The organism is Streptomyces sp. NPDC058092, from assembly GCF_042884935.1.
Taxonomy (GTDB): domain Bacteria; phylum Actinomycetota; class Actinomycetes; order Streptomycetales; family Streptomycetaceae; genus Streptomyces.
Genome location: NZ_JBHVSY010000009.1, coordinates 177,552 through 194,310 on the forward strand (window position 1 = coordinate 177,552; position 16,759 = coordinate 194,310).

At 70.1% G+C, this 16,759-nt stretch carries 16 protein-coding genes and 4 pseudogenes; 10 read left to right on the top strand and 10 right to left on the bottom strand.

The annotated features are described in order from the left end of the window. Positions 1–29 precede the first annotated feature (29 nt). Together uvrB and ACFVV1_RS17450 are read right to left on the bottom strand one after the other, a co-directional pair. Entirely contained in the window at positions 30–2,165 is a 2,136-nt protein-coding gene (gene uvrB / locus ACFVV1_RS17445) for an excinuclease ABC subunit UvrB (protein ID WP_389990064.1), read from the bottom strand. A gap of 63 nt (positions 2,166–2,228) precedes the next feature. Continuing rightward, positions 2,229–3,128, bottom strand: coding sequence for an MHYT domain-containing protein (locus tag ACFVV1_RS17450; RefSeq protein WP_389990065.1), 900 nt, complete (start codon positions 3,126–3,128; stop codon positions 2,229–2,231). 214 nt (positions 3,129–3,342) lie between these two features. On the opposite strand from ACFVV1_RS17450, the gene ACFVV1_RS17455 reads away from it, so the two are divergent. The 3 genes from ACFVV1_RS17455 (at position 3,343) to ACFVV1_RS17465 (ending at position 6,395) form a co-directional block, all read left to right on the top strand. After that, positions 3,343–4,287: a glycerophosphodiester phosphodiesterase gene (locus tag ACFVV1_RS17455; RefSeq protein ID WP_389990066.1), complete on the top strand. Its 945-nt coding sequence runs from the start codon at positions 3,343–3,345 to the stop codon at positions 4,285–4,287. Between the two features lie 82 nt (positions 4,288–4,369). Further along, positions 4,370–4,912 carry a methylated-DNA--[protein]-cysteine S-methyltransferase gene (locus ACFVV1_RS17460; RefSeq protein WP_389990067.1) on the top strand — a complete coding sequence of 181 codons (543 nt, stop codon included), beginning with the start codon at positions 4,370–4,372 and terminating at the stop codon, positions 4,910–4,912. A 217-nt stretch (positions 4,913–5,129) separates the two neighbouring features. Continuing rightward, on the top strand, positions 5,130–6,395 hold the full coding sequence (locus ACFVV1_RS17465) for an MFS transporter (RefSeq protein ID WP_389990179.1): 1,266 nt from the start codon (positions 5,130–5,132) through the stop codon (positions 6,393–6,395). A gap of 22 nt (positions 6,396–6,417) precedes the next feature. Here ACFVV1_RS17465 and ACFVV1_RS17470 read toward each other — a convergent pair whose 3' ends face one another. Next, positions 6,418–6,780 carry a cupin domain-containing protein gene (locus tag ACFVV1_RS17470; protein ID WP_389990068.1) on the bottom strand — a complete coding sequence of 121 codons (363 nt, stop codon included), beginning with the start codon at positions 6,778–6,780 and terminating at the stop codon, positions 6,418–6,420. Positions 6,781–6,901: 121 nt separating this feature from the next. Between ACFVV1_RS17470 and ACFVV1_RS17475 the strand changes: the two genes are divergently transcribed. After that, a complete protein-coding gene (locus ACFVV1_RS17475) occupies positions 6,902–7,885 on the top strand; it encodes a pseudouridine-5'-phosphate glycosidase (protein ID WP_389990069.1) in 984 nt (327 codons plus the stop codon). 32 nt (positions 7,886–7,917) lie between these two features. Continuing rightward, positions 7,918–8,850 (top strand): carbohydrate kinase family protein, encoded by a 933-nt coding sequence (locus ACFVV1_RS17480; protein WP_389990070.1) that lies wholly within the window; start codon positions 7,918–7,920, stop codon positions 8,848–8,850. 39 nt (positions 8,851–8,889) lie between these two features. Here the strand turns inward: ACFVV1_RS17480 and ACFVV1_RS17485 are convergent. Both ACFVV1_RS17485 and ACFVV1_RS17490 read right to left on the bottom strand, forming a co-directional pair. Continuing rightward, positions 8,890–9,024 (bottom strand): annotated as a pseudogene (locus tag ACFVV1_RS17485) (uridine kinase); the annotation flags it as partial. Between the two features lie 376 nt (positions 9,025–9,400). After that, positions 9,401–9,580: pseudogene (locus ACFVV1_RS17490) on the bottom strand (uridine kinase); the annotation flags it as partial. On the opposite strand from ACFVV1_RS17490, the gene ACFVV1_RS17495 reads away from it, so the two are divergent. After that, a complete protein-coding gene (locus ACFVV1_RS17495) occupies positions 9,561–10,076 on the top strand; it encodes a nuclear transport factor 2 family protein (RefSeq protein ID WP_389990071.1) in 516 nt (171 codons plus the stop codon). The pseudogene ACFVV1_RS17490 and the gene ACFVV1_RS17495 sit on opposite strands and share 20 nt — an antisense overlap. 41 nt (positions 10,077–10,117) lie before the next feature. Here the strand turns inward: ACFVV1_RS17495 and ACFVV1_RS17500 are convergent, their stop codons facing one another. Both ACFVV1_RS17500 and ACFVV1_RS17505 read right to left on the bottom strand, forming a co-directional pair. After that, on the bottom strand, positions 10,118–10,624 hold the full coding sequence (locus ACFVV1_RS17500) for a cupin domain-containing protein (protein ID WP_389990072.1): 507 nt from the start codon (positions 10,622–10,624) through the stop codon (positions 10,118–10,120). A 186-nt stretch (positions 10,625–10,810) separates the two neighbouring features. Beyond that, positions 10,811–11,512, bottom strand: coding sequence for a winged helix-turn-helix transcriptional regulator (locus ACFVV1_RS17505; RefSeq protein ID WP_389990073.1), 702 nt, complete (start codon positions 11,510–11,512; stop codon positions 10,811–10,813). 86 nt (positions 11,513–11,598) lie between these two features. On the opposite strand from ACFVV1_RS17505, the pseudogene ACFVV1_RS17510 reads away from it, so the two are divergent. Further along, a pseudogene (locus ACFVV1_RS17510) lies at positions 11,599–12,809 on the top strand (pyridoxal phosphate-dependent aminotransferase). A 13-nt stretch (positions 12,810–12,822) separates the two neighbouring features. Continuing rightward, the gene (locus ACFVV1_RS17515) at positions 12,823–13,476 is read left to right on the top strand and encodes a peptidase (protein ID WP_389990074.1); all 654 of its coding nucleotides are present in this window, start codon (positions 12,823–12,825) and stop codon (positions 13,474–13,476) included. A 316-nt stretch (positions 13,477–13,792) separates the two neighbouring features. On the opposite strand, the pseudogene ACFVV1_RS17520 reads toward ACFVV1_RS17515, so the two are convergent. Both ACFVV1_RS17520 and ACFVV1_RS17525 read right to left on the bottom strand, forming a co-directional pair. Continuing rightward, positions 13,793–13,878: pseudogene (locus ACFVV1_RS17520) on the bottom strand. 31 nt (positions 13,879–13,909) lie between these two features. Further along, positions 13,910–14,641, bottom strand: coding sequence for a hypothetical protein (locus ACFVV1_RS17525; RefSeq protein WP_389990075.1), 732 nt, complete (start codon positions 14,639–14,641; stop codon positions 13,910–13,912). Positions 14,642–14,941: 300 nt separating this feature from the next. Between ACFVV1_RS17525 and ACFVV1_RS17530 the strand changes: the two genes are divergently transcribed. Further along, positions 14,942–15,454: a DUF3574 domain-containing protein gene (locus ACFVV1_RS17530; RefSeq protein ID WP_389990076.1), complete on the top strand. Its 513-nt coding sequence runs from the start codon at positions 14,942–14,944 to the stop codon at positions 15,452–15,454. Positions 15,455–15,541: 87 nt separating this feature from the next. Here the strand turns inward: ACFVV1_RS17530 and ACFVV1_RS17535 are convergent, their stop codons facing one another. After that, on the bottom strand, positions 15,542–16,090 hold the full coding sequence (locus ACFVV1_RS17535; protein ID WP_389990077.1) for an HXXEE domain-containing protein: 549 nt from the start codon (positions 16,088–16,090) through the stop codon (positions 15,542–15,544). Positions 16,091–16,177: 87 nt separating this feature from the next. On the opposite strand from ACFVV1_RS17535, the gene ACFVV1_RS17540 reads away from it, so the two are divergent. Beyond that, positions 16,178–16,756 (top strand): TetR/AcrR family transcriptional regulator, encoded by a 579-nt coding sequence (locus tag ACFVV1_RS17540; RefSeq protein WP_389990078.1) that lies wholly within the window; start codon positions 16,178–16,180, stop codon positions 16,754–16,756. Positions 16,757–16,759 lie beyond the last annotated feature (3 nt).

Here is a 16,759-nt window from a genome sequence, read left to right on the forward strand (position 1 = left end):
GGTCCTGCAACACACCCGATGCGACGGGGTCAGGCGAGACCCGCCTCGCGCATCTGGCGCAACTCCTTCTTCAACTCACCGACCTCGTCACGCAGTCGGGCCGCCACCTCGAACTGCAGGTCCGCGGCGGCCGCCCGCATCCGGTCGGTCATCTCCTCGATGATTCCGGCGAGTTCGGTCGCGGGCCGGTCGGTGACCACTGCGCCGTAGCCTCCGGCCTTCTTGGCACCGGCCGTCTTCGCGCCTGCCGTCTTGATGCCCAGCGTGGGAACGGGGGCCTTGGCACCCTTCGCCTGGCGGTAGCCGCTGCCGAGCAGCTGCTCGGTGTCGACCTCCTCCCGGGCGAGCGTGGCGACGATGTCGTTGATCTTCTTGCGCAGCGGCTGCGGGTCGAGGCCGCGCTCGGTGTTGTAGGCGATCTGCTTCTCGCGGCGGCGGTTCGTCTCGTCGATGGCCTGCGCCATCGCCGGGGTGATCTTGTCGGCGTACATATGGACCTGCCCCGAGACGTTACGGGCGGCGCGCCCGATGGTCTGGATCAGGGACGTCCCCGAGCGCAGGAAGCCCTGCTTGTCCGCGTCGAGGATGGCGACGAGCGACACCTCGGGCAGGTCGAGGCCCTCACGCAGGAGGTTGATGCCGACCAGTACGTCGTACTCGCCGGAGCGCAGCTCGCGCAGCAGCTCGATGCGGCGCAGGGTGTCGACGTCGCTGTGCAGATACCTGACCTGGATGCCGAGCTCCAGGAAGTAGTCGGTGAGGTCCTCGGCCATCTTCTTGGTGAGGGTGGTGACCAGGACCCGCTCGTCCTTCTCCGCGCGCGTGCGGATCTCGTGCACCAGGTCGTCGATCTGGCCCTCGGTGGGCTTGACGACGACTTCCGGGTCGACGAGGCCGGTGGGGCGGATGATCTGCTCCACGAAGCCGTCGCCCCTGGACAGCTCGTACTTCCCGGGCGTGGCGGAAAGATAGACGGTCTGGTTGATCCGGCCCAGGAACTCCTCCCACTTCAGCGGGCGGTTGTCGAGCGCGGAGGGGAGCCGGAAGCCGTGGTCGACGAGGGTCCGCTTGCGGGAGGCGTCGCCCTCGTACATGGCGCCGATCTGCGGGACGGTGACATGCGACTCGTCGAGGACGAGGAGGAAGTCCTCGGGGAAGTAGTCGAGGAGGGTGTTGGGGGCGGTGCCGGGTGAGCGGCCGTCGAAGTGCATCGAGTAGTTCTCCACGCCGGAGCAGGTGCCGATCTGCCGGAGCATCTCGATGTCGTACGTGGTGCGCATCCGCAGCCGCTGGGCCTCCAGCATCTTGCCCTGCTTCTCCAGCTCGGCAAGGCGCTGCTCCAGCTCCTGCTCGATGCCGTTGACCGCCTTCTCCATGCGCTCGGGGCCGGCGACGTAGTGGCTGGCGGGGAAGACGTGGAGGGACTGGTCCTCGCTGATGACCTCGCCGGTGAGCGGGTGGAGGGTGGAGAGCGCCTCGATCTCGTCACCGAACATCTCGATGCGGACGGCCAGCTCCTCGTAGACCGGGAAGATCTCGATGGTGTCGCCGCGGACCCGGAACGTGCCGCGGGTGAACGCGAGGTCGTTGCGGCTGTACTGGATCTCGACGAAGCGGCGCAGCAGTTGGTCGCGGTCGATCTCGTCACCGATCTTGAGCTGCACCATCCGGTCCACGTACTCCTGGGGCGTACCGAGGCCGTAGATGCAGGAGACGGAGGCGACCACGATGACATCGCGCCGGGTGAGCAGCGAATTCGTCGCGGAGTGGCGCAGCCGTTCGACCTCCTCGTTGATCGAGGAGTCCTTCTCGATGTAGGTGTCCGACTGCGGGACGTACGCCTCGGGCTGGTAGTAGTCGTAGTACGAGACGAAGTATTCGACGGCGTTGTTGGGCAGCAGCTCACGGAACTCGTTCGCCAGCTGGGCCGCGAGCGTTTTGTTCGGCGCCATGACGAGGGTGGGGCGCTGCAGCTTCTCGATCATCCAGGCGGTGGTCGCCGACTTGCCGGTGCCGGTCGCACCCAGCAGGACGACATCCTTCTCATCTGCACGGATGCGCCGCTCCAGCTCCGCGATGGCCGCGGGCTGGTCGCCGCTGGGCTGGTAGGGACTGACGACCTCGAAAGGCGCCACCGAACGTTCGATCTTCGAAACGGGCCGCATGCAACCACCGTACGACCCACCACTGACAACCGGGCCGGGTCCGCCGTGGTGCCGGGCCGGGGGTCACCATTCTCCTGGCGGCGCGGGATCGCGGGGCCGGGAGTGGAACGACGCCGGATCGGCATGTGTTCCGAACCTCGGGACCTGCCGCGGGACCTGCCGGGGGGCCGGGATTCCGGGGCGACGTCCGGCCCCGTTCAAGGCCTTGGGGTCGTCCCAGTCCGGAGTGCCCATCACCATCAGGGGGTCGAACATCACGACCACCGCGGCGAGGAGCAGGAAGCAGCCGGGACCGATCAGCAGCGGTACGAGGGGGACGGTCGGCCCGTCGTCCGAACCGGCGCCGACGAGGGCGCCGGGATGCAGATGGACGCTGAGCGCGGCCATTCCGGTGTAGTGCATGCCGCTCACCGCGACGCCCATCACGACACTGGCGCCGAGGCTGGGCAGGAAGCCGTGGATGGAGACGGCCGCCCAGAGCGCGGTCGTGGCGGCCACCACGGCGATGACGACGGAGAGGGCCACGGTGATCGTGTCGTACTCGAACTGCCCCGGAAGACGCATTCCGGCCATACCCAGGTAGTGCATGGTGGCCACGCCGAGCCCGGTGATCGTGCCGCCCGTCACCAGTGCCATGCGGGTGGCGCCCCGGTACCCGACGATGAAGATGCCGATGGCGACCATGCCGATCGCGACCGCGAGACTGGCGAAGGTGATCGGCTTGTCGTAGTCGATGACCACCCCTTCGACGGAGAAACCCGTCATCGCGACGAAGTGCATCGTCCAGATGCCGGAGCCGATGGAGGTCGCGCCGAGAGCCAGCCAGCCGGCCTTGAAGGAACGCTCGGTGCGCAGCGAACGAGTCGTGCAGCGCAGCCCGAGGGCCGCGCCGAGGCAGGCCATGAGGAAGGCCGCGACGGGCGTCACCGCTCCGTAGCTGAAACCGTCGATCGTGCCCTGCATGCTCGTACGCCCTTCGCGGAAGCCCGGGTTCGAGGTGACCCTAAGGCGCGAGGCCCGGCAGACAAACAGAAGAGCTGCATTTTATCGACAAGGAAATCGGTCCGTGACCCGGTCTCAGGAGCGGCGTTCACGTTGTGGCCATCCTTCGCCTGTCCCTCGTTGCAGGACGGCTGCCACTCTCGGCCCGTCCGTAACTCTGACGCGAGGAGTACACGTGTACGCACGTACCGCCACCGCCGCCGCCGCTGCCGCCGCCCTCATGGGTGCCGGCGCGCTCCTGATGTCGACCACTGATACGCGGACCACGACCACGGTCACGGCCGGGCACACCAGCACGGTCACGGGCATCCGGACCGTGAGTGCCCGGACCGACGACACGAAGCCGGACGCTCCGGTCGTCTTCGCCCACCGGGGCGCTTCGGCCTATGCGCCGGAGAACACCCTGGCGGCCGTCGACAAGGCCGACGCCCTCGGCTTCGACTGGGTGGAGAACGACGTCCAGTTCACCAGGGACGGCGTACTGGTGGTCGTGCACGACACCGATCTGAAGCGGACCACCGACGTCGAGGAGGTCTTCCCGGACCGCGCGCCGTGGGCGGTCAAGGACTTCACGGCCGCCGAGATCGCCCGGCTGGACGCGGGCAGCTGGTTCGGTCCGCAGTTCGCCGGTACCCGGGTGCCCACCCTCAAGCAGTACCTGGACCGGATCGAGCGCAACCACCAGAATCTGCTGCTGGAGATCAAGAGCCCGGAGATCTATCCGGGCATCGAGAAGGAGACCCTGCGGGTGCTGGGCCGGAAGGGGTGGCTCGACCGCAATCACGTCAAGCACCGGCTCGTCATCCAGAGCTTCGGCGCGGACAGTGTGAAGAAAGTGCACCAGCAGCGTCCGGACGTCACGACCGGCTTCCTCGGCACCCCGGCGGTGGCCGATCTGCCCTCGTACGCGGCGTTCACCGACCAGATCAATCCCTCGCACACGTCGATCTCCGCCGACTACGTGAAGGCGGTGCATGCGCTGAAGGGCGCACACGGCAAGAAGCTCCGGGTCAACACCTGGACGGTCAACGACGCGGCGACCGCGGCGAAGGTGGCGGGCTTCGGCGTCGACGGGATCATCACCAACACCCCTGATGTGGTGCGCGAGGCCACGGGCTGACAGCTCGGCCGCCCCCGGCTCCGCGGCCCGTTGCCCCCGGCTCCGCGGCCCGTTGTCAGTGGTCGGCCGTACGGTGGTTTCCATGAACAGCAACGGGGTTGTCGAGTGGGCCGTCGTCGAGAGCGACATCGGCCCGCTGCTGCTGGCCGCGACCGACGCGGGGCTGGTGAGCGTGGCCTTCCATGCCCGTCCCGAGGTCAGGGAGAAGGCGGTCGGGCAGTTGCGGACGCGACTCGGTGCGGAGCCGGTGGAGAATCCCGGCTCCGCACGGCTCGCCGAGCCGATACGCCAGCTCGCGGAGTATTTCGCGGGCTCGTTGCGGGAGTTCTCGCTCGACCTGGACTGGTCGCTGACATCCGGCTTCAACCGCCAGGTGCTCCGCGAGCTGGCTACGGGGGTGCCTTACGGGGCGGTCGCCGGGTACGGGGACCTGGCGGAGCGCGTGGGGCAGCCGGGGGCCGCGCAGGCGGTCGGCGCGGCCATGGGCTCCAATCCGCTGCCGGTGGTGGTGCCGTGCCACCGGGTGGTGGAGAGCGACGGCGGACTCGGCGGGTTCGGCGGGGGCCTCGAAACCAAGCGGAAGCTGCTGGCTCTGGAGGGTGTGCTGCCACAGCCGCTGTTCTGATTCGGGTTGCGGAGGCTGGTCCTCCCCGATCCGCGCCCCTGCCGTGGCCCTGTCCGGACGGAGCCCGGTTTCGTACCCGTGTACGGGCTGGCACACTGCGCCAGTGACCAACAACCTCGACGCACCTGACACCCCCACCGGGTCCGGCCTTCCCGGCGCCGGCCCGGTCACGGCGGCCGAGCTGCCCGGACTGCGGCGCAGAACGTCCGCAGTGCTCATGGCCAGCCAGATACTCGGCGGCCTCGGCGTTCCCATCGGTATCGCCCTGGCCCCGGTCCTGGCCACGGAGGTGAGCGGTTCCGAGGCGCTGTCCGGTCTGGCCCCGACCGCGTCGGTGACCGGTACGGCGCTGCTCTCGCTGCCGCTTGCCGCTCTGATGACCTCGCGGGGCCGGCGCCCCGGTCTCGTACTGGCGTATCTGATCGGTGCGCTCGGCGCGGGGCTCGTGGTCCTGGCCACCGTCGTGGAGAGCTTCCCGCTGCTGCTGCTCGGCATGGCGGGGTTCGGTGCCGGTTCCTCGGCCAATCTGCAGGCCCGGTTCGCCGCCGCGGATCTGGTCGAGCCCGACCGGCGCGGCCGGGCGATCTCCACCGTCATCTGGGCCACGACGATCGGTTCCGTTCTGGGGCCGAACATCGCGGCCCCGGTGGGACGTGTCTTCCGCGGCACCGCGATATCCGAACAGGCGGGTCCGTTCTTCTTCGCGGCCGGGATCTTTCTGCTGGCCGCCCTGGTGGTCTGGGTGCTGCTGCGGCCGGATCCGCTGCTCACCGCGCGGGCGCTGGCGCCGCAGGAGAGCGAGTCCCCCGCAGGCCGTTCGCTGCGTGCCGGTGTCGCGGCGGTCCGGGCGTCTCCGATGGCGCGGCTGGCGCTGGTGACGGTGGCCGTCTCGCACACCGCGATGGTCTCGATCATGGTGATGACCCCGGTCGATATGGGCCATCACGGCGCCGGGCTCCAGCTGATCGGCCTGGTCATCAGCGGCCACATCGCGGGTATGTACGCCTTCTCCCCGGTGATGGGCTGGATGTCCGACCGGTTCGGCCGGCTGACCGTGATCGGCCTGGCGGTCGGGTTGCTCGCCTGCGCCGCACTTCTGGCCGGCACGGCGGGCGCCAGTCACGGGCAGACGGCGGCCGGTCTCTTCGTGCTCGGGCTGGGCTGGTCGGCCGGGCTGGTCGCGGGTTCGGCGCTGCTCACCGACTCCGTGCCGCAGCCCGCCCGCGCCGCCGTGCAGGGTCTGTCGGATCTGACCATGAACACGGCGGCGGGCATCGGCGGCATGATCGCCGGGGTGATCGTCGCCCGGGCGAGCTACGGCTGGCTGAACGTGGTCGGAGCATGTCTGCTGCTGCCCATGGCAACGCTGGCGCTGCGCCGGGCGCTCACCCGGCCCGCGGCACACGCCGAAACAGCAGCCCCCGATACAGCGCCCACAGCGACTGCGCCCGGGGCACCTGCTGCACCCTCCTCCGACGTCTGAGGCTGCTGAGGCTGCTGAGGCTTCACAGGCTGATGTGGTAAGCCTTGCGCAGCGTCTCGTGCACGGTCCACGTCGTACGGTCGCCCTCGCGCAGTACGCAGGCGTCCCCCGGCCCGATCTCCAGCGTCGCCCCGCCCTCGACGGCCACGGTCGCCCGCCCGCTGACGACCACGAACAGCTCATTGGCCTCGGTGTCGGTGACCACGCCGGGCGTGATCTGCCAGATGCCGCGCACCTGCTTGCCGTCGGGCGACTCCCAGAGCACCTTGCCGGTCACCACGGGGTCGCCCGAGACGATCTGTGCCGGGTCGAGCGGTTCCGGTTCGAGTTCGGCAGCCGGAATGTGCACGGCGAACGAGGCAGGAGCTTGATCAAATGTGGTCATGGCCGGTCACCCTAGCGACCGCTCCGGGGCGACTCGGCACCAGGACCGGGAGAGCATGCGCAGAAGACGAGCAGTCCCGCAGCACGTTTGAGGCCGGCGCGCCCGCGACAGGGATGTGGACATGTCATTGAATGCGTCGCACAGCGCACATTCCTACGCCCCCGTCCTCTCCACCGAGGTACGGGCGGCCCTCGCCACGCACCACCCCGTCGTGGCTCTGGAGTCGACGATCATCGCGCACGGCCTGCCGCGCCCACGCAATCTGCGGGTCGCCGAGGAGCTCGAAGGGCTCGTACGGTCCGCGGGCGCGGTGCCCGCCACGATCGCCGTACTGGACGGACGGGCCCACATCGGCCTGGACAAGGACCAGTTGGAGCGGGTCGCCGCCGACCCTGCGATGCGGAAGCTGGGCCACCGGGACCTCGCACCGGCCCTGGCGGCGGGCGCGAGCGGGGCGACGACCGTGTCCGCGACGGCGTTCCTGGCCGCGCACGCGGGCCTGCGCGTCTTCGCGACCGGCGGTCTCGGCGGCGTGCACCGGAACTGGACGGAGACCCAGGACGAGTCCGCGGACCTCCGGCTCCTCGGGCGTACCGGCCTCACCGTGGTGTGCGCGGGGGTGAAGTCGATCCTGGACGTCCCCGCGACGTTGCAGCGTCTGGAGACGCTCGGTGTCGGCGTGCTCGGTTACGGCACCGACCGCTTTCCCGGTTTCTATCTGAACAGCTCGGGCGAACCGGTCGACTGGACCGTGCGGACGCCCGAAGAGGTCGCGGAGGTGATGCGGGCCCAGGACGCGCTCGGCGGTCCCGGCTCCGCGCTGATCGTCGCCAACCCCGTGTCCGTGGAGGACCAGTTGGACCCCGCGCTCCATGACCGCGTGCTGGCCGAGGCCCTCGACGCGTGCCGGGAGCGCGGCATCGTGGGCCAGGCCGTCACGCCGTTCCTGCTGGACCGGCTCATGCGGGGGACCGGAGGCGCTTCGCTGGAGGCCAATCTGGCGGCCGTGCGCGGAAACGTATCGCTTGCCGCGCGGATCTCCGGTGCGTGGGCCGCCGCCGCGCGGAACACGGCATCGCGCCGGAACCCGGCGGCCGGTCAATGACCGACGACAGTCCGATGGCCAGTGACGGGTCAATGACCGACGACAGGTCGATGACCAACAGCGGGCCGATGAGCGGCGGCGGTCTGCTCGTCGTCGGCGACGTGGTCACCGACGTAGTGGCCCGGCATGCGACGGCGCTGATCCACGGTACGGACACCTCGGCCCGGATCCGCACTCTCCCCGGCGGCGCGGGCGCCAACGTCGCCTGCTGGGCGGCGCGTTCGGGCTGTCGCGACGTACGGCTGCTGGCCCGCGTCGGCGCCGACCGTGCGGCCTGGCACCGTGACGCGCTCCAACGGGCAGGGGTACGTTGCCTGCTGGCCGTGGACGACGACGTGCCGACCGCCACCGTCGTCGCCCTCGTCGATTCCGCCGCCGAGCGCACTTTCCTCACCGACAGCGGTGCCGTGCTCCGCCTCTCCCCCGACGACTGGTCACCGTCGATGCTCGACGGCATCGCCCATCTCCACCTCTCCGGGTACCTCCTCTTCGCCGCGACGAGCCGGGCGACGGCCCTGCTCGCCCTGCGGGAGGCCCGGCGGCGGCGGGTCACGGTGAGCGTCGACCCGGCTTCGGCCGGTTTCCTCACCGAGCTGGGCGTCGACCGGTTCCTGACAGTCGTGGAGGGCACGGATCTGCTGCTGCCCAATGCGGACGAGGCCCGGCTGCTCACCGGACTCCCCGAACCGGCCGACGCGGCGGCCAAGTTGAGCCTTCAGGTGCCCCGGGTGGTCGTCACGCTCGGCAAGAGCGGGGCCCTGCTGGCCGTCGCGGGCACGGTGACCCGGCGCATCCCGGCTGTTCAGGTGCGGGGCGCCGTGGACTCGACGGGCGCGGGCGACGCGTTCACCGGCGGCTTCCTCGCGGCGCACCTCGCGGGGGCCGACGACGCCTCGGCCGCGGCGGCGGGCTGCCGGTCGGGGGCGGAGGCGGTCACCACCGTGGGGGGCCGTCCCGGTCCATGACGCTCCCGGCTCGCCGGATCGGCCCCGCCCGCTACCCGCTCCGCTCCCACCCGCCTCCAGCGGCCCGAACCCCTCGCGCCACAGCGCGCCCGTGTCGAACCAGCCGCCGCAGTACAAGTCGGGGTCCTCCGTGCCGTACTCGTGCCGAAGACTCGCCGGCCGCAGGAACCGTTCCTGGGCAGTGAGCAGGAGTTGAGTCCTGTCTCACCGGCACGCCCCGAACGGTGTTGGGCGCACTGGTCCTCCGCTTTCGCGTCCTGGTCGGCGACGCATATCCCGTATGCGGTCCGTCCCAGGTGGGCGGAATCCCTACGCCCCGGCCATGTAGGTGTGGCCAGAGGCGACGGGGAGGCCCCGAACCATCACTCCGGTGATACGGGGGCCCCGACTGCTGACACCACACCCGGCGTCCCAGATCGCGTCACACACATAACGCACACCCCGCCGGGCGCACCTACAGACCGGAGCACCGTTCACTCAATAGTGCCCATGTTCGCCAAAACGAGGTACTGGACCAGTAGTTGTGAACCCCTCGGTGGACACCACCAGCAGCACGCCCCCGGCCCCGCAGCGCCTGCGCAACTCGCCCGGCCAACTCCCCGGTACGGGCCGCCGGGGCGCCATCGACGGCGACTTTCAGCCAGGGCCCGACGTCGGCCGGCTCCAGACCGTCGGCGTGCGCGGCGCAGGCTTCGGCCAGCCGCTCCCAGGTGATCGCTTCGAATCGCACCGCCCATCATCACCCCGGCCCCGCGCCCCGGCGCCGGCCGTCCCGCCGACGGGGTGCCGCCTCGCCGCTCCCCGCCAGGTGGCTCCGGGCCAGGCGCACCACTCGGTCGGCGAGCGGGCGCAGGCCCTGGTCCCGGTCGGCGGCCGCCCGCGCGTTCGCCGCCGAATGGCAGGACGACTGGAACTCCCATGATCTCGACCGCGTTCTGTCGCACTATCACGAAGACGTGACGTTCAGTTCACCCGTCATGGCGCGGTTCACCGGCGATCCGTCCGGCACGGTGCACGGCAGGGAAGCGCTGCGCAGGTACTGGGCGGCAGCGCTGGAGCGTATCCCCGAGCTGAAGTTCGAGGTGGTGGACGTCCGGGCGAGCGTCCATGCCGTGGTGATCGACTATCGCAACCAGATCGGCGGCCGGGTCAGCGAGGTGCTGACCTTCCGCGACGGCCTGGTGATCTCCGGCTTCGGGGCATACGGGGAGACGCTCGCCGGCTGACGACCGCCCCGGCGGCGGTGGACGGGTGCGCGTCACACGGTCTACTTCTTCGTGCCGCAGTCCACCGCGTCGGCGTCGTCCGAGAGGGCGCTGCCCTCGGGCAGCAGATAGGTCACCCAGAGCACGACCGGCTCGGTCCCCAGATTGCGTCCGATGTGCCGGTGATCGACCCCGGACGGCTCGATGAAGGACGAACCCGCGGGCGTCACCTCGACCGAGCAGTCGTCCAGAGTGCGCGTCAGCGTCCCGGACTTGACGACGGCGATCAACTGGCCGCCATGGGTGTGCCAGCCGGTGGAGCCGCCGGGCTCGACGGTGATGGTCCGGAAGGTCACATCGGTGCGGCCGTTCGGGGTCTTGACCTTCAGCTTCCCCGCCGATGTGCCCTTCGCGACCACCGTGCCGCTGACACCGCTGCCGGGTGTGGCGACGGCCGCCGACGGTACGAAGCCGAGCGCGGCCACGCAGCCGCCGACGACCAGGGCCTTGGCGAGCCGCCCCTGCCGTACGCGCCGCCCCGGGCTCCCCTGCTGTCTGCCGACCTTCACGTGCGACTCCTCTGTCTCGGCGTCCCGGAAGCGTCCTGGACACACCCCGGACTGGACGTCCCGAACCGGACGCCCCGAACCGGACATCCCAAACGCCCCCACGCTACCCGCGAGTTGAGCCGCGCAATCGTCCCGATCCGACGGTCATTCACTGCGGCGCTTCGGTCATCCCTCGCGGCCCATCGGTCATTCGCCGCGGAGTTCGGCGACGAGCGGCCCGTCGCCCGACACCTCGATGCGCCCGTCCTTGACGGCCTCGGCGAGCGTCAGCTCCCCTCGCCCGAGCGCCAGGCAGACCTCGACGTCGAGGGCGATACGGGCATCGGCGTGGGCGGCAGGGCCATCCCCGTACACAGCTGTACCAGCCGTACCAGCCGTCGAGATCCCTGTCCCACCGGCCGTCGCACCACCGGCGCGTACATGGAACTCGCCCTCGTCCAGCTGGACTTCGACGACCCCGGCATGGGTCAGCCCGTCCAGCGCGCGCAGCAGCAGAAGCGCGAACCAGTGCGCCCGCACCGCATCGGTGGGCCGCCGCTCGGTGAGCGCGGGCGCGCCCCACTCCGCGAGGGCGGCGAGTACGGGCAGCAGCCCGCGACCGCGCTCCGTCAGTTCGTACACCGAGGCCGCGGCGGGCGGCGGGAGCCGGCGGCGGGTGGCCAGGCCACCCTGCTCCATGTCCTTGAGCCGGGAGGCGAGGACGTCCGTACTGACGCCCGGCAGGTCGGCGTGGAGGTCGGTGTAGCGGCGGGGGCCCGCCAGCAGTTCACGGACGATCAGCAGGGTCCACCGGTCGCCCACGGAATCGAGGGAGCGTGCGGTGGCGCAGAACTGGTCGTAACTCCGGCGGCGGGCCGGGCGGGTTGCGGACTCTTGCTGACGTGGCATGCGACGCAGTCTAGACATGTTGTTGGACTTTCCAAGCCCGAGCTTGGTAAAACCAAGTATCGCAATCAGGTCGGGGAGGCCACCGTATGGAATTCCGGCAGTCCAGCAAGCTCAACGAGGTCTGTTACGAGATCCGGGGCCCGGTCATCGAGCACGCCAACGCCCTGGAGGAGGCGGGCCACAGCGTGCTCCGCCTCAACACGGGCAACCCGGCACTCTTCGGTTTCGAGGCACCGGAGGAGGTCGTCCAGGACATGATCCGGATGCTTCCGCAGGCCCACGGCTACACCGATTCGCGCGGCATCCTGTCCGCCCGCCGGGCGGTGGCGCAGCGCTACCAGGCGATGGGGCTGGCGGACGTCGGGGTCGATGACATCTTCCTCGGCAACGGCGTCTCGGAGCTGATCTCCATGGCCGTCCAGGCGCTCCTGGAGGACGGTGACGAGGTGCTCGTCCCGTCCCCCGACTATCCGCTGTGGACCGCGGTGGTGACCCTCGCGGGCGGCAAGGCCGTGCACTACACCTGCGACGAGGCCTCGGACTGGAACCCGGACCTCGCGGACATGGCGTCGAAGATCACCGACCGCACCAGGGCCGTCGTGATCATCAACCCCAACAACCCGACCGGTGCCGTCTACCCGCGCGAGGTCCTCGAAGGCATTCTCGATCTGGCGCGCAGGCACGGCCTGATGGTGTTCGCGGACGAGATCTACGACCAGATCCTGTACGACGACGCCGAGCACCACAATGTGGCGTCCCTCGCCCCGGACCTGGTCTGTCTCACCTTCAGCGGCCTGTCGAAGACGTACCGCGTGGCGGGCTTCCGCTCCGGCTGGCTGGTGATCTCCGGCCCGCAGCAGCACGCCCGCAACTATCTGGAGGGGCTGACCACGCTCGCCTCCATGCGCCTGTGCCCCAACGCACCCGCGCAGTACGCCATCCAGGCTGCGCTGGGCGGCCGGCAGTCGATCCGGGAACTCGTCGCACCGGGGGGCCGGCTGTACGAGCAGCGCAACCGGGCCTGGGAGAAGCTGAACGAGATCCCCGGGGTGTCGTGCGTCAAGCCGAAGGGCGCGCTGTACGCGTTCCCGCGCATCGACCCGAAGGTGCATCGCATCGTCGACGACGAGAAGTTCGTCCTGGACCTGCTTTGCGGGAGAAGATCCAGGTCGTGCAGGGCACCGGCTTCAACTGGCCGCGGCCCGACCACTTCCGGATTCTGACCCTCCCGTACGCTGACGATCTCGACGCGGCGATCAGCCGCATCGGCCGCTTCCTGACCGGATACCGCCAGTGATCGGATGCCCCCGGTGACCTGCCCCGCCTGCCGTGTTCCCGTCCTCACCCAGTTCGCCTCGCCCGAGCTCGTCGGCCCGATCGTCGAGGGCGGGCTCGATCCGGCCACCGATCCTGCGTGGGCGGAGTCGGGAGCGGCGTCACCGGCCGAGTACGCGCGCTGGTCCGGTCATCTGTGCGGTATGACCTGCCTGCGCATGGCGCTCGGCGCCGGTGAGAGCTCACGCGCCGTGCCGGCCGAGGCCGCCGGGGCCCCGTCCCTGTTCGCGCTGCGCGACGGGGCGCTCAAGTACGGCGCGTACACGGAGGATGCCGAGGGGGTGATCCGGGGCCTGATCTACGCACCCTTCGCGGAGTACGTACGGGAGGTGCACGAACTCGACGCCAAGGTCCACCGCCACCTCTCCTCGCGGGAGATCCTCGATCTGCTGGACGGCGGCCGGACCGTCATGGCCTCGGTGCACTACGGCATCCGGCATCCGGAGCGGCCCGCTCCGGGGCGCGGCGGGCATCTGGTGCTGCTGACGTCCCGTACGGCCGACGGCACGGGCGTCCACTTCCACAACCCGTCGGGCACGACTGCGGGGACGCGGGCCGCGGAGCTCGCGCTGCCCGACTTCGAGCGCTTCTTCGCGGGGCGCGGGGTGTCGCTGCCCGCGAGCGCGTGACGGGAGATGCCTGGAAACGGGAGCGGGCCCGGGGGCGTAGCCGGCCCCCGGGCCCTGAAGGTGCCACCCCTGCGGCACGCCGACACTTTTAAGGAACCGTGTCAGGTTTATGCCGTCGCGTCCTGCCTTTAGACGACCGCAGATCGAAGCTCTGCGGGCCGGAGTCGAACCGGCATCTCGACGCCCATGGGCACGGGCCCGTTTGATTCGGCGATGGGTGGCGAATGCTGAGTCTGGAGCAAGAGTCTGAGATTGATCGCGGTCTGCCTCTGCCATTTGGGCTACCCCGGCCCGTTCATGTGCGGCACGCACAGAATGCCGGGGGGAGGACTCGAACCTCCACTGGAACCGCGTCGTCACGACAAGCTTCAGTTTCAGCTTGCGCTCCTCGCGCACCCCGGCCGTAGTGAACGGCCGGGGATTCCATGGCCGGTCACCCGAAGAGGTAACCGAATACCGCATCACCCACCCGCTGGTCGGTGACGTCCACGCCGTTGGCCTCCTCGCGGGCGAACTTCACGGCCTGCTGGAGCTTCTCCACCCGGTCCAGCAGTTCGTTGACCCGCCGCGCGGGCAGCGCTCCGGAGAACTTCACGGTCGTCCAGTACCCGATCGGAACGTCCTCGTAGTACACCTCGACCTGCGCCGGGTGCTTGTCGGTGGCCTCCGCCTTCACGTGGTTGCGGGGCACCTTCTTCGTACGGAGCGTCCTCACCGGCTCGGTCTTCCAGGAGTCCGTCGACGGGTCCTGGGTCCAGGCCTCGGCAGTGTCGAGCACCGGAAGCTTGCGGACGAAGGTGTTGATATCCGTCAGCTGCTTCTCCAGGAAGAGCAGATACGACACCGGCACCTCGCTCACGAGGACCCGTCCGTCGACCTTCACATCCGCGCGGGCCGCGCAGTTCGCCCAGTCCTTCGTGGCGGTCACATCGAAGAGCCGGGTCAGGGTCGCCGCGGTCTGTCGCAGCACATCCTCGGCCTTGATCTGCACCAGCGTCGACTCGGGCGGCAGCTGCTCGCCCTCCTCGTCCTTCGGCTGATACGTCCGGGAGATCCCGGCCAGCAGACCGGCCTTCTGAAGGCCGTGATGCGCCGCCGTCAGGTCCTGGTGGGCCTTGGACTTGACGCCCTTCTCCACTGCGATGATCTGATTGAGTTTCGCCACATCGAGGAAGCTAGCAGCGCCGAACCGATGGGAACCAAGGGTTTTTCACGGCAACGGCCCTTCAACCGACCACCGGAGGCGCGAGGTACGCGGCCGCGGCGGGATTTCGGTGAAGCCCCCGGATTCCGTGAAGCAGTGGAACTCGGTGAAGCCCCGGTCCGACCCGTACGGGTGGTTTCCGGTGGGTGCTCCCATGTCCTGCCGCCGTCCGGCGCGCGTCGCTTGCCACAGTGAGCCCCGCGCATCCGCGCCGCAGGCCCTCACGGACCCCCGCGCAGACTCCGAACGAAGGTTCCCGCCTTGCCTCGCTTCCCCCACTTCACCCGCACGAAGGGCCCCACCGGCCCTAAGCAGCACACCGCACTCACCGCGGCCGCCGCCCTGGCCGTCCTGGCCGTGGGCACACCGGTCGCATACGCCACGCTCGGCGACGAATCCCCCGCCGCCTCGCAGCGCGCAGCGTCGTCCGTCGCCGCACGCGGGAAGGCCTACATCGAGACCCGGCTGTTCTTCGGCACCGAACGCCCCGACGGTGGTCCTGTTGTGACCGATCGTCAATTTCTGGCATTCATCGACGAGGAGGTCACACCGCGCTTCCCGAACGGGCTGACCATCCAGGACGGCCGAGGCCAGTGGCGGGATTCCCGCGGGGAGATCGAACGGGAGCGCAGTTACGAACTGACCCTGCTCTACCCGGCGTCCGAGGCGCGCGTACGTGATGCCCAGATCGAGCGGATCCGGGACGCCTACGAGAAGGCGTACGCCCAGGACTCGGTGGCCCGGATCGAAGAGCGCACGACCGCCGACTTCTGACACCCGGCCGCCGACTTCCGGCACGCGGCCGCCACGCGGTCACGCCGCCGCTCGATCACGCCGCCGCGCGATCACGCCGCCGCGCGATCACGCCGCCGCGCGGGCCCTGCGCCCGCGCGGCCGGTTGATCCGGTGCGCCAGCGCGTGAACTCCCGCCGCGGTCACCGGGAGAAGCGCCAGCGCCGCGGCCGTCGCGCCGGCGCCGCCGCTCTTGACACCGGCCGCCTTCAGCCGCCGCACGGCCCAGACCGAGTACGGAATGACGACCGTCGGCGCCGTGGCCACCCCCGGCGTGTAGCCCCGGTACGCCAGCGACTGCGCCAGGTGCGCGACACCATGCACCCCGAAGCCGACCAGCACGCTCCGGAAGAACGGGCTGCGGCCGCCGGTGCGCGCCCCGGCCGCCGACGCCGCCGCCATGACCCCGCCCATGAGGCCGATCGCGACGTTGACGTCCCGCTGCGAGAGCTCCATCCGCTTCCAGAACGCCTCGGGCACTCGCGGGAACTGCTCCTGGAGCCCGGGCCGGGCGGCCCGCGCCCAGCCGGCCATGGTGGCCAGCTCCTCCAGATCATTGGCCACCCAGGCGGCGAACAGCCCCCAGGTCACCGCCTTGGAAACCGTTGCCTCCGCCATATCGGGCCCCCTGTGTCGCAGTACGAAGTACGATGACAGCACCTTACAGCGCAACGCAACGTTGCGTTGCTTTTCTCTGGAGTGCTCATGCCCGACCCGACCGTGAACCGCCGCCCGGGCCGGGGCCCCCGAGCCGCGGAGGCGATCTTCGACACCACGCTGCGCCATCTCGCGGAACGCGGCTACGCCCGGCTCACCATCGAGGCCGTCGCCCAGGAATCCGGGGTCAACAAGACGACGATCTACCGCTGGTGGCCCTCGAAACCGGCGCTTCTGCGGGCGGCCCTGATCCATGCCCGGGTCCTCGACATCGACATCCCCGACACGGGCAGCCTCCGCGGTGATCTGATCGCCCTCACCGAACAGATCACCCGCCTGCTCACCGACGGGCGCACCGAACCCGTCGCCCGCGCCATGACCTCGGGCACCGGCCTGCCCGACGACGAACTGGCTGCCCTCACCCGCGACTTCTTCGCCGATCGCTTCTCCCGTGAACAGCCGGTCTTCACCCGCGCCGCCGCCCGCGGCGAACTCCCCGTGGACGCCGACCCGATGCTGCTGCTGGACCTGATCGCGGGGGCGGTCTGGATGCGGGTGCTGTTCCGCCGCGAACCGGTGCCGCCGGACTTCGCCCGGGATGTCGTCGATGCCGTACTGCCTCGCTGACGG

Excerpts from the sequence above, each read along its gene's own strand:
- ACFVV1_RS17460 (WP_389990067.1), top strand. The coding sequence starts at position 4,370 with ATGAACAGCAACGGGGTTGTCGAGTGGGCCGTCGTCGAGAGCGACATC.
- uvrB (WP_389990064.1), bottom strand. The coding sequence starts at position 2,165 with ATGCGGCCCGTTTCGAAGATCGAACGTTCGGTGGCGCCTTTCGAGGTC.
- ACFVV1_RS17505 (WP_389990073.1), bottom strand. The coding sequence starts at position 11,512 with ATGCCACGTCAGCAAGAGTCCGCAACCCGCCCGGCCCGCCGCCGGAGT.
- ACFVV1_RS17475 (WP_389990069.1), top strand. The coding sequence starts at position 6,902 with ATGTCATTGAATGCGTCGCACAGCGCACATTCCTACGCCCCCGTCCTC.
- ACFVV1_RS17465 (WP_389990179.1), top strand. The coding sequence starts at position 5,130 with ATGGCCAGCCAGATACTCGGCGGCCTCGGCGTTCCCATCGGTATCGCC.
- ACFVV1_RS17535 (WP_389990077.1), bottom strand. The coding sequence starts at position 16,090 with ATGGCGGAGGCAACGGTTTCCAAGGCGGTGACCTGGGGGCTGTTCGCC.
- ACFVV1_RS17540 (WP_389990078.1), top strand. The coding sequence starts at position 16,178 with ATGCCCGACCCGACCGTGAACCGCCGCCCGGGCCGGGGCCCCCGAGCC.
- ACFVV1_RS17470 (WP_389990068.1), bottom strand. The coding sequence starts at position 6,780 with ATGACCACATTTGATCAAGCTCCTGCCTCGTTCGCCGTGCACATTCCG.
- ACFVV1_RS17450 (WP_389990065.1), bottom strand. The coding sequence starts at position 3,128 with ATGCAGGGCACGATCGACGGTTTCAGCTACGGAGCGGTGACGCCCGTC.
- ACFVV1_RS17480 (WP_389990070.1), top strand. The coding sequence starts at position 7,918 with ATGACCGACGACAGGTCGATGACCAACAGCGGGCCGATGAGCGGCGGC.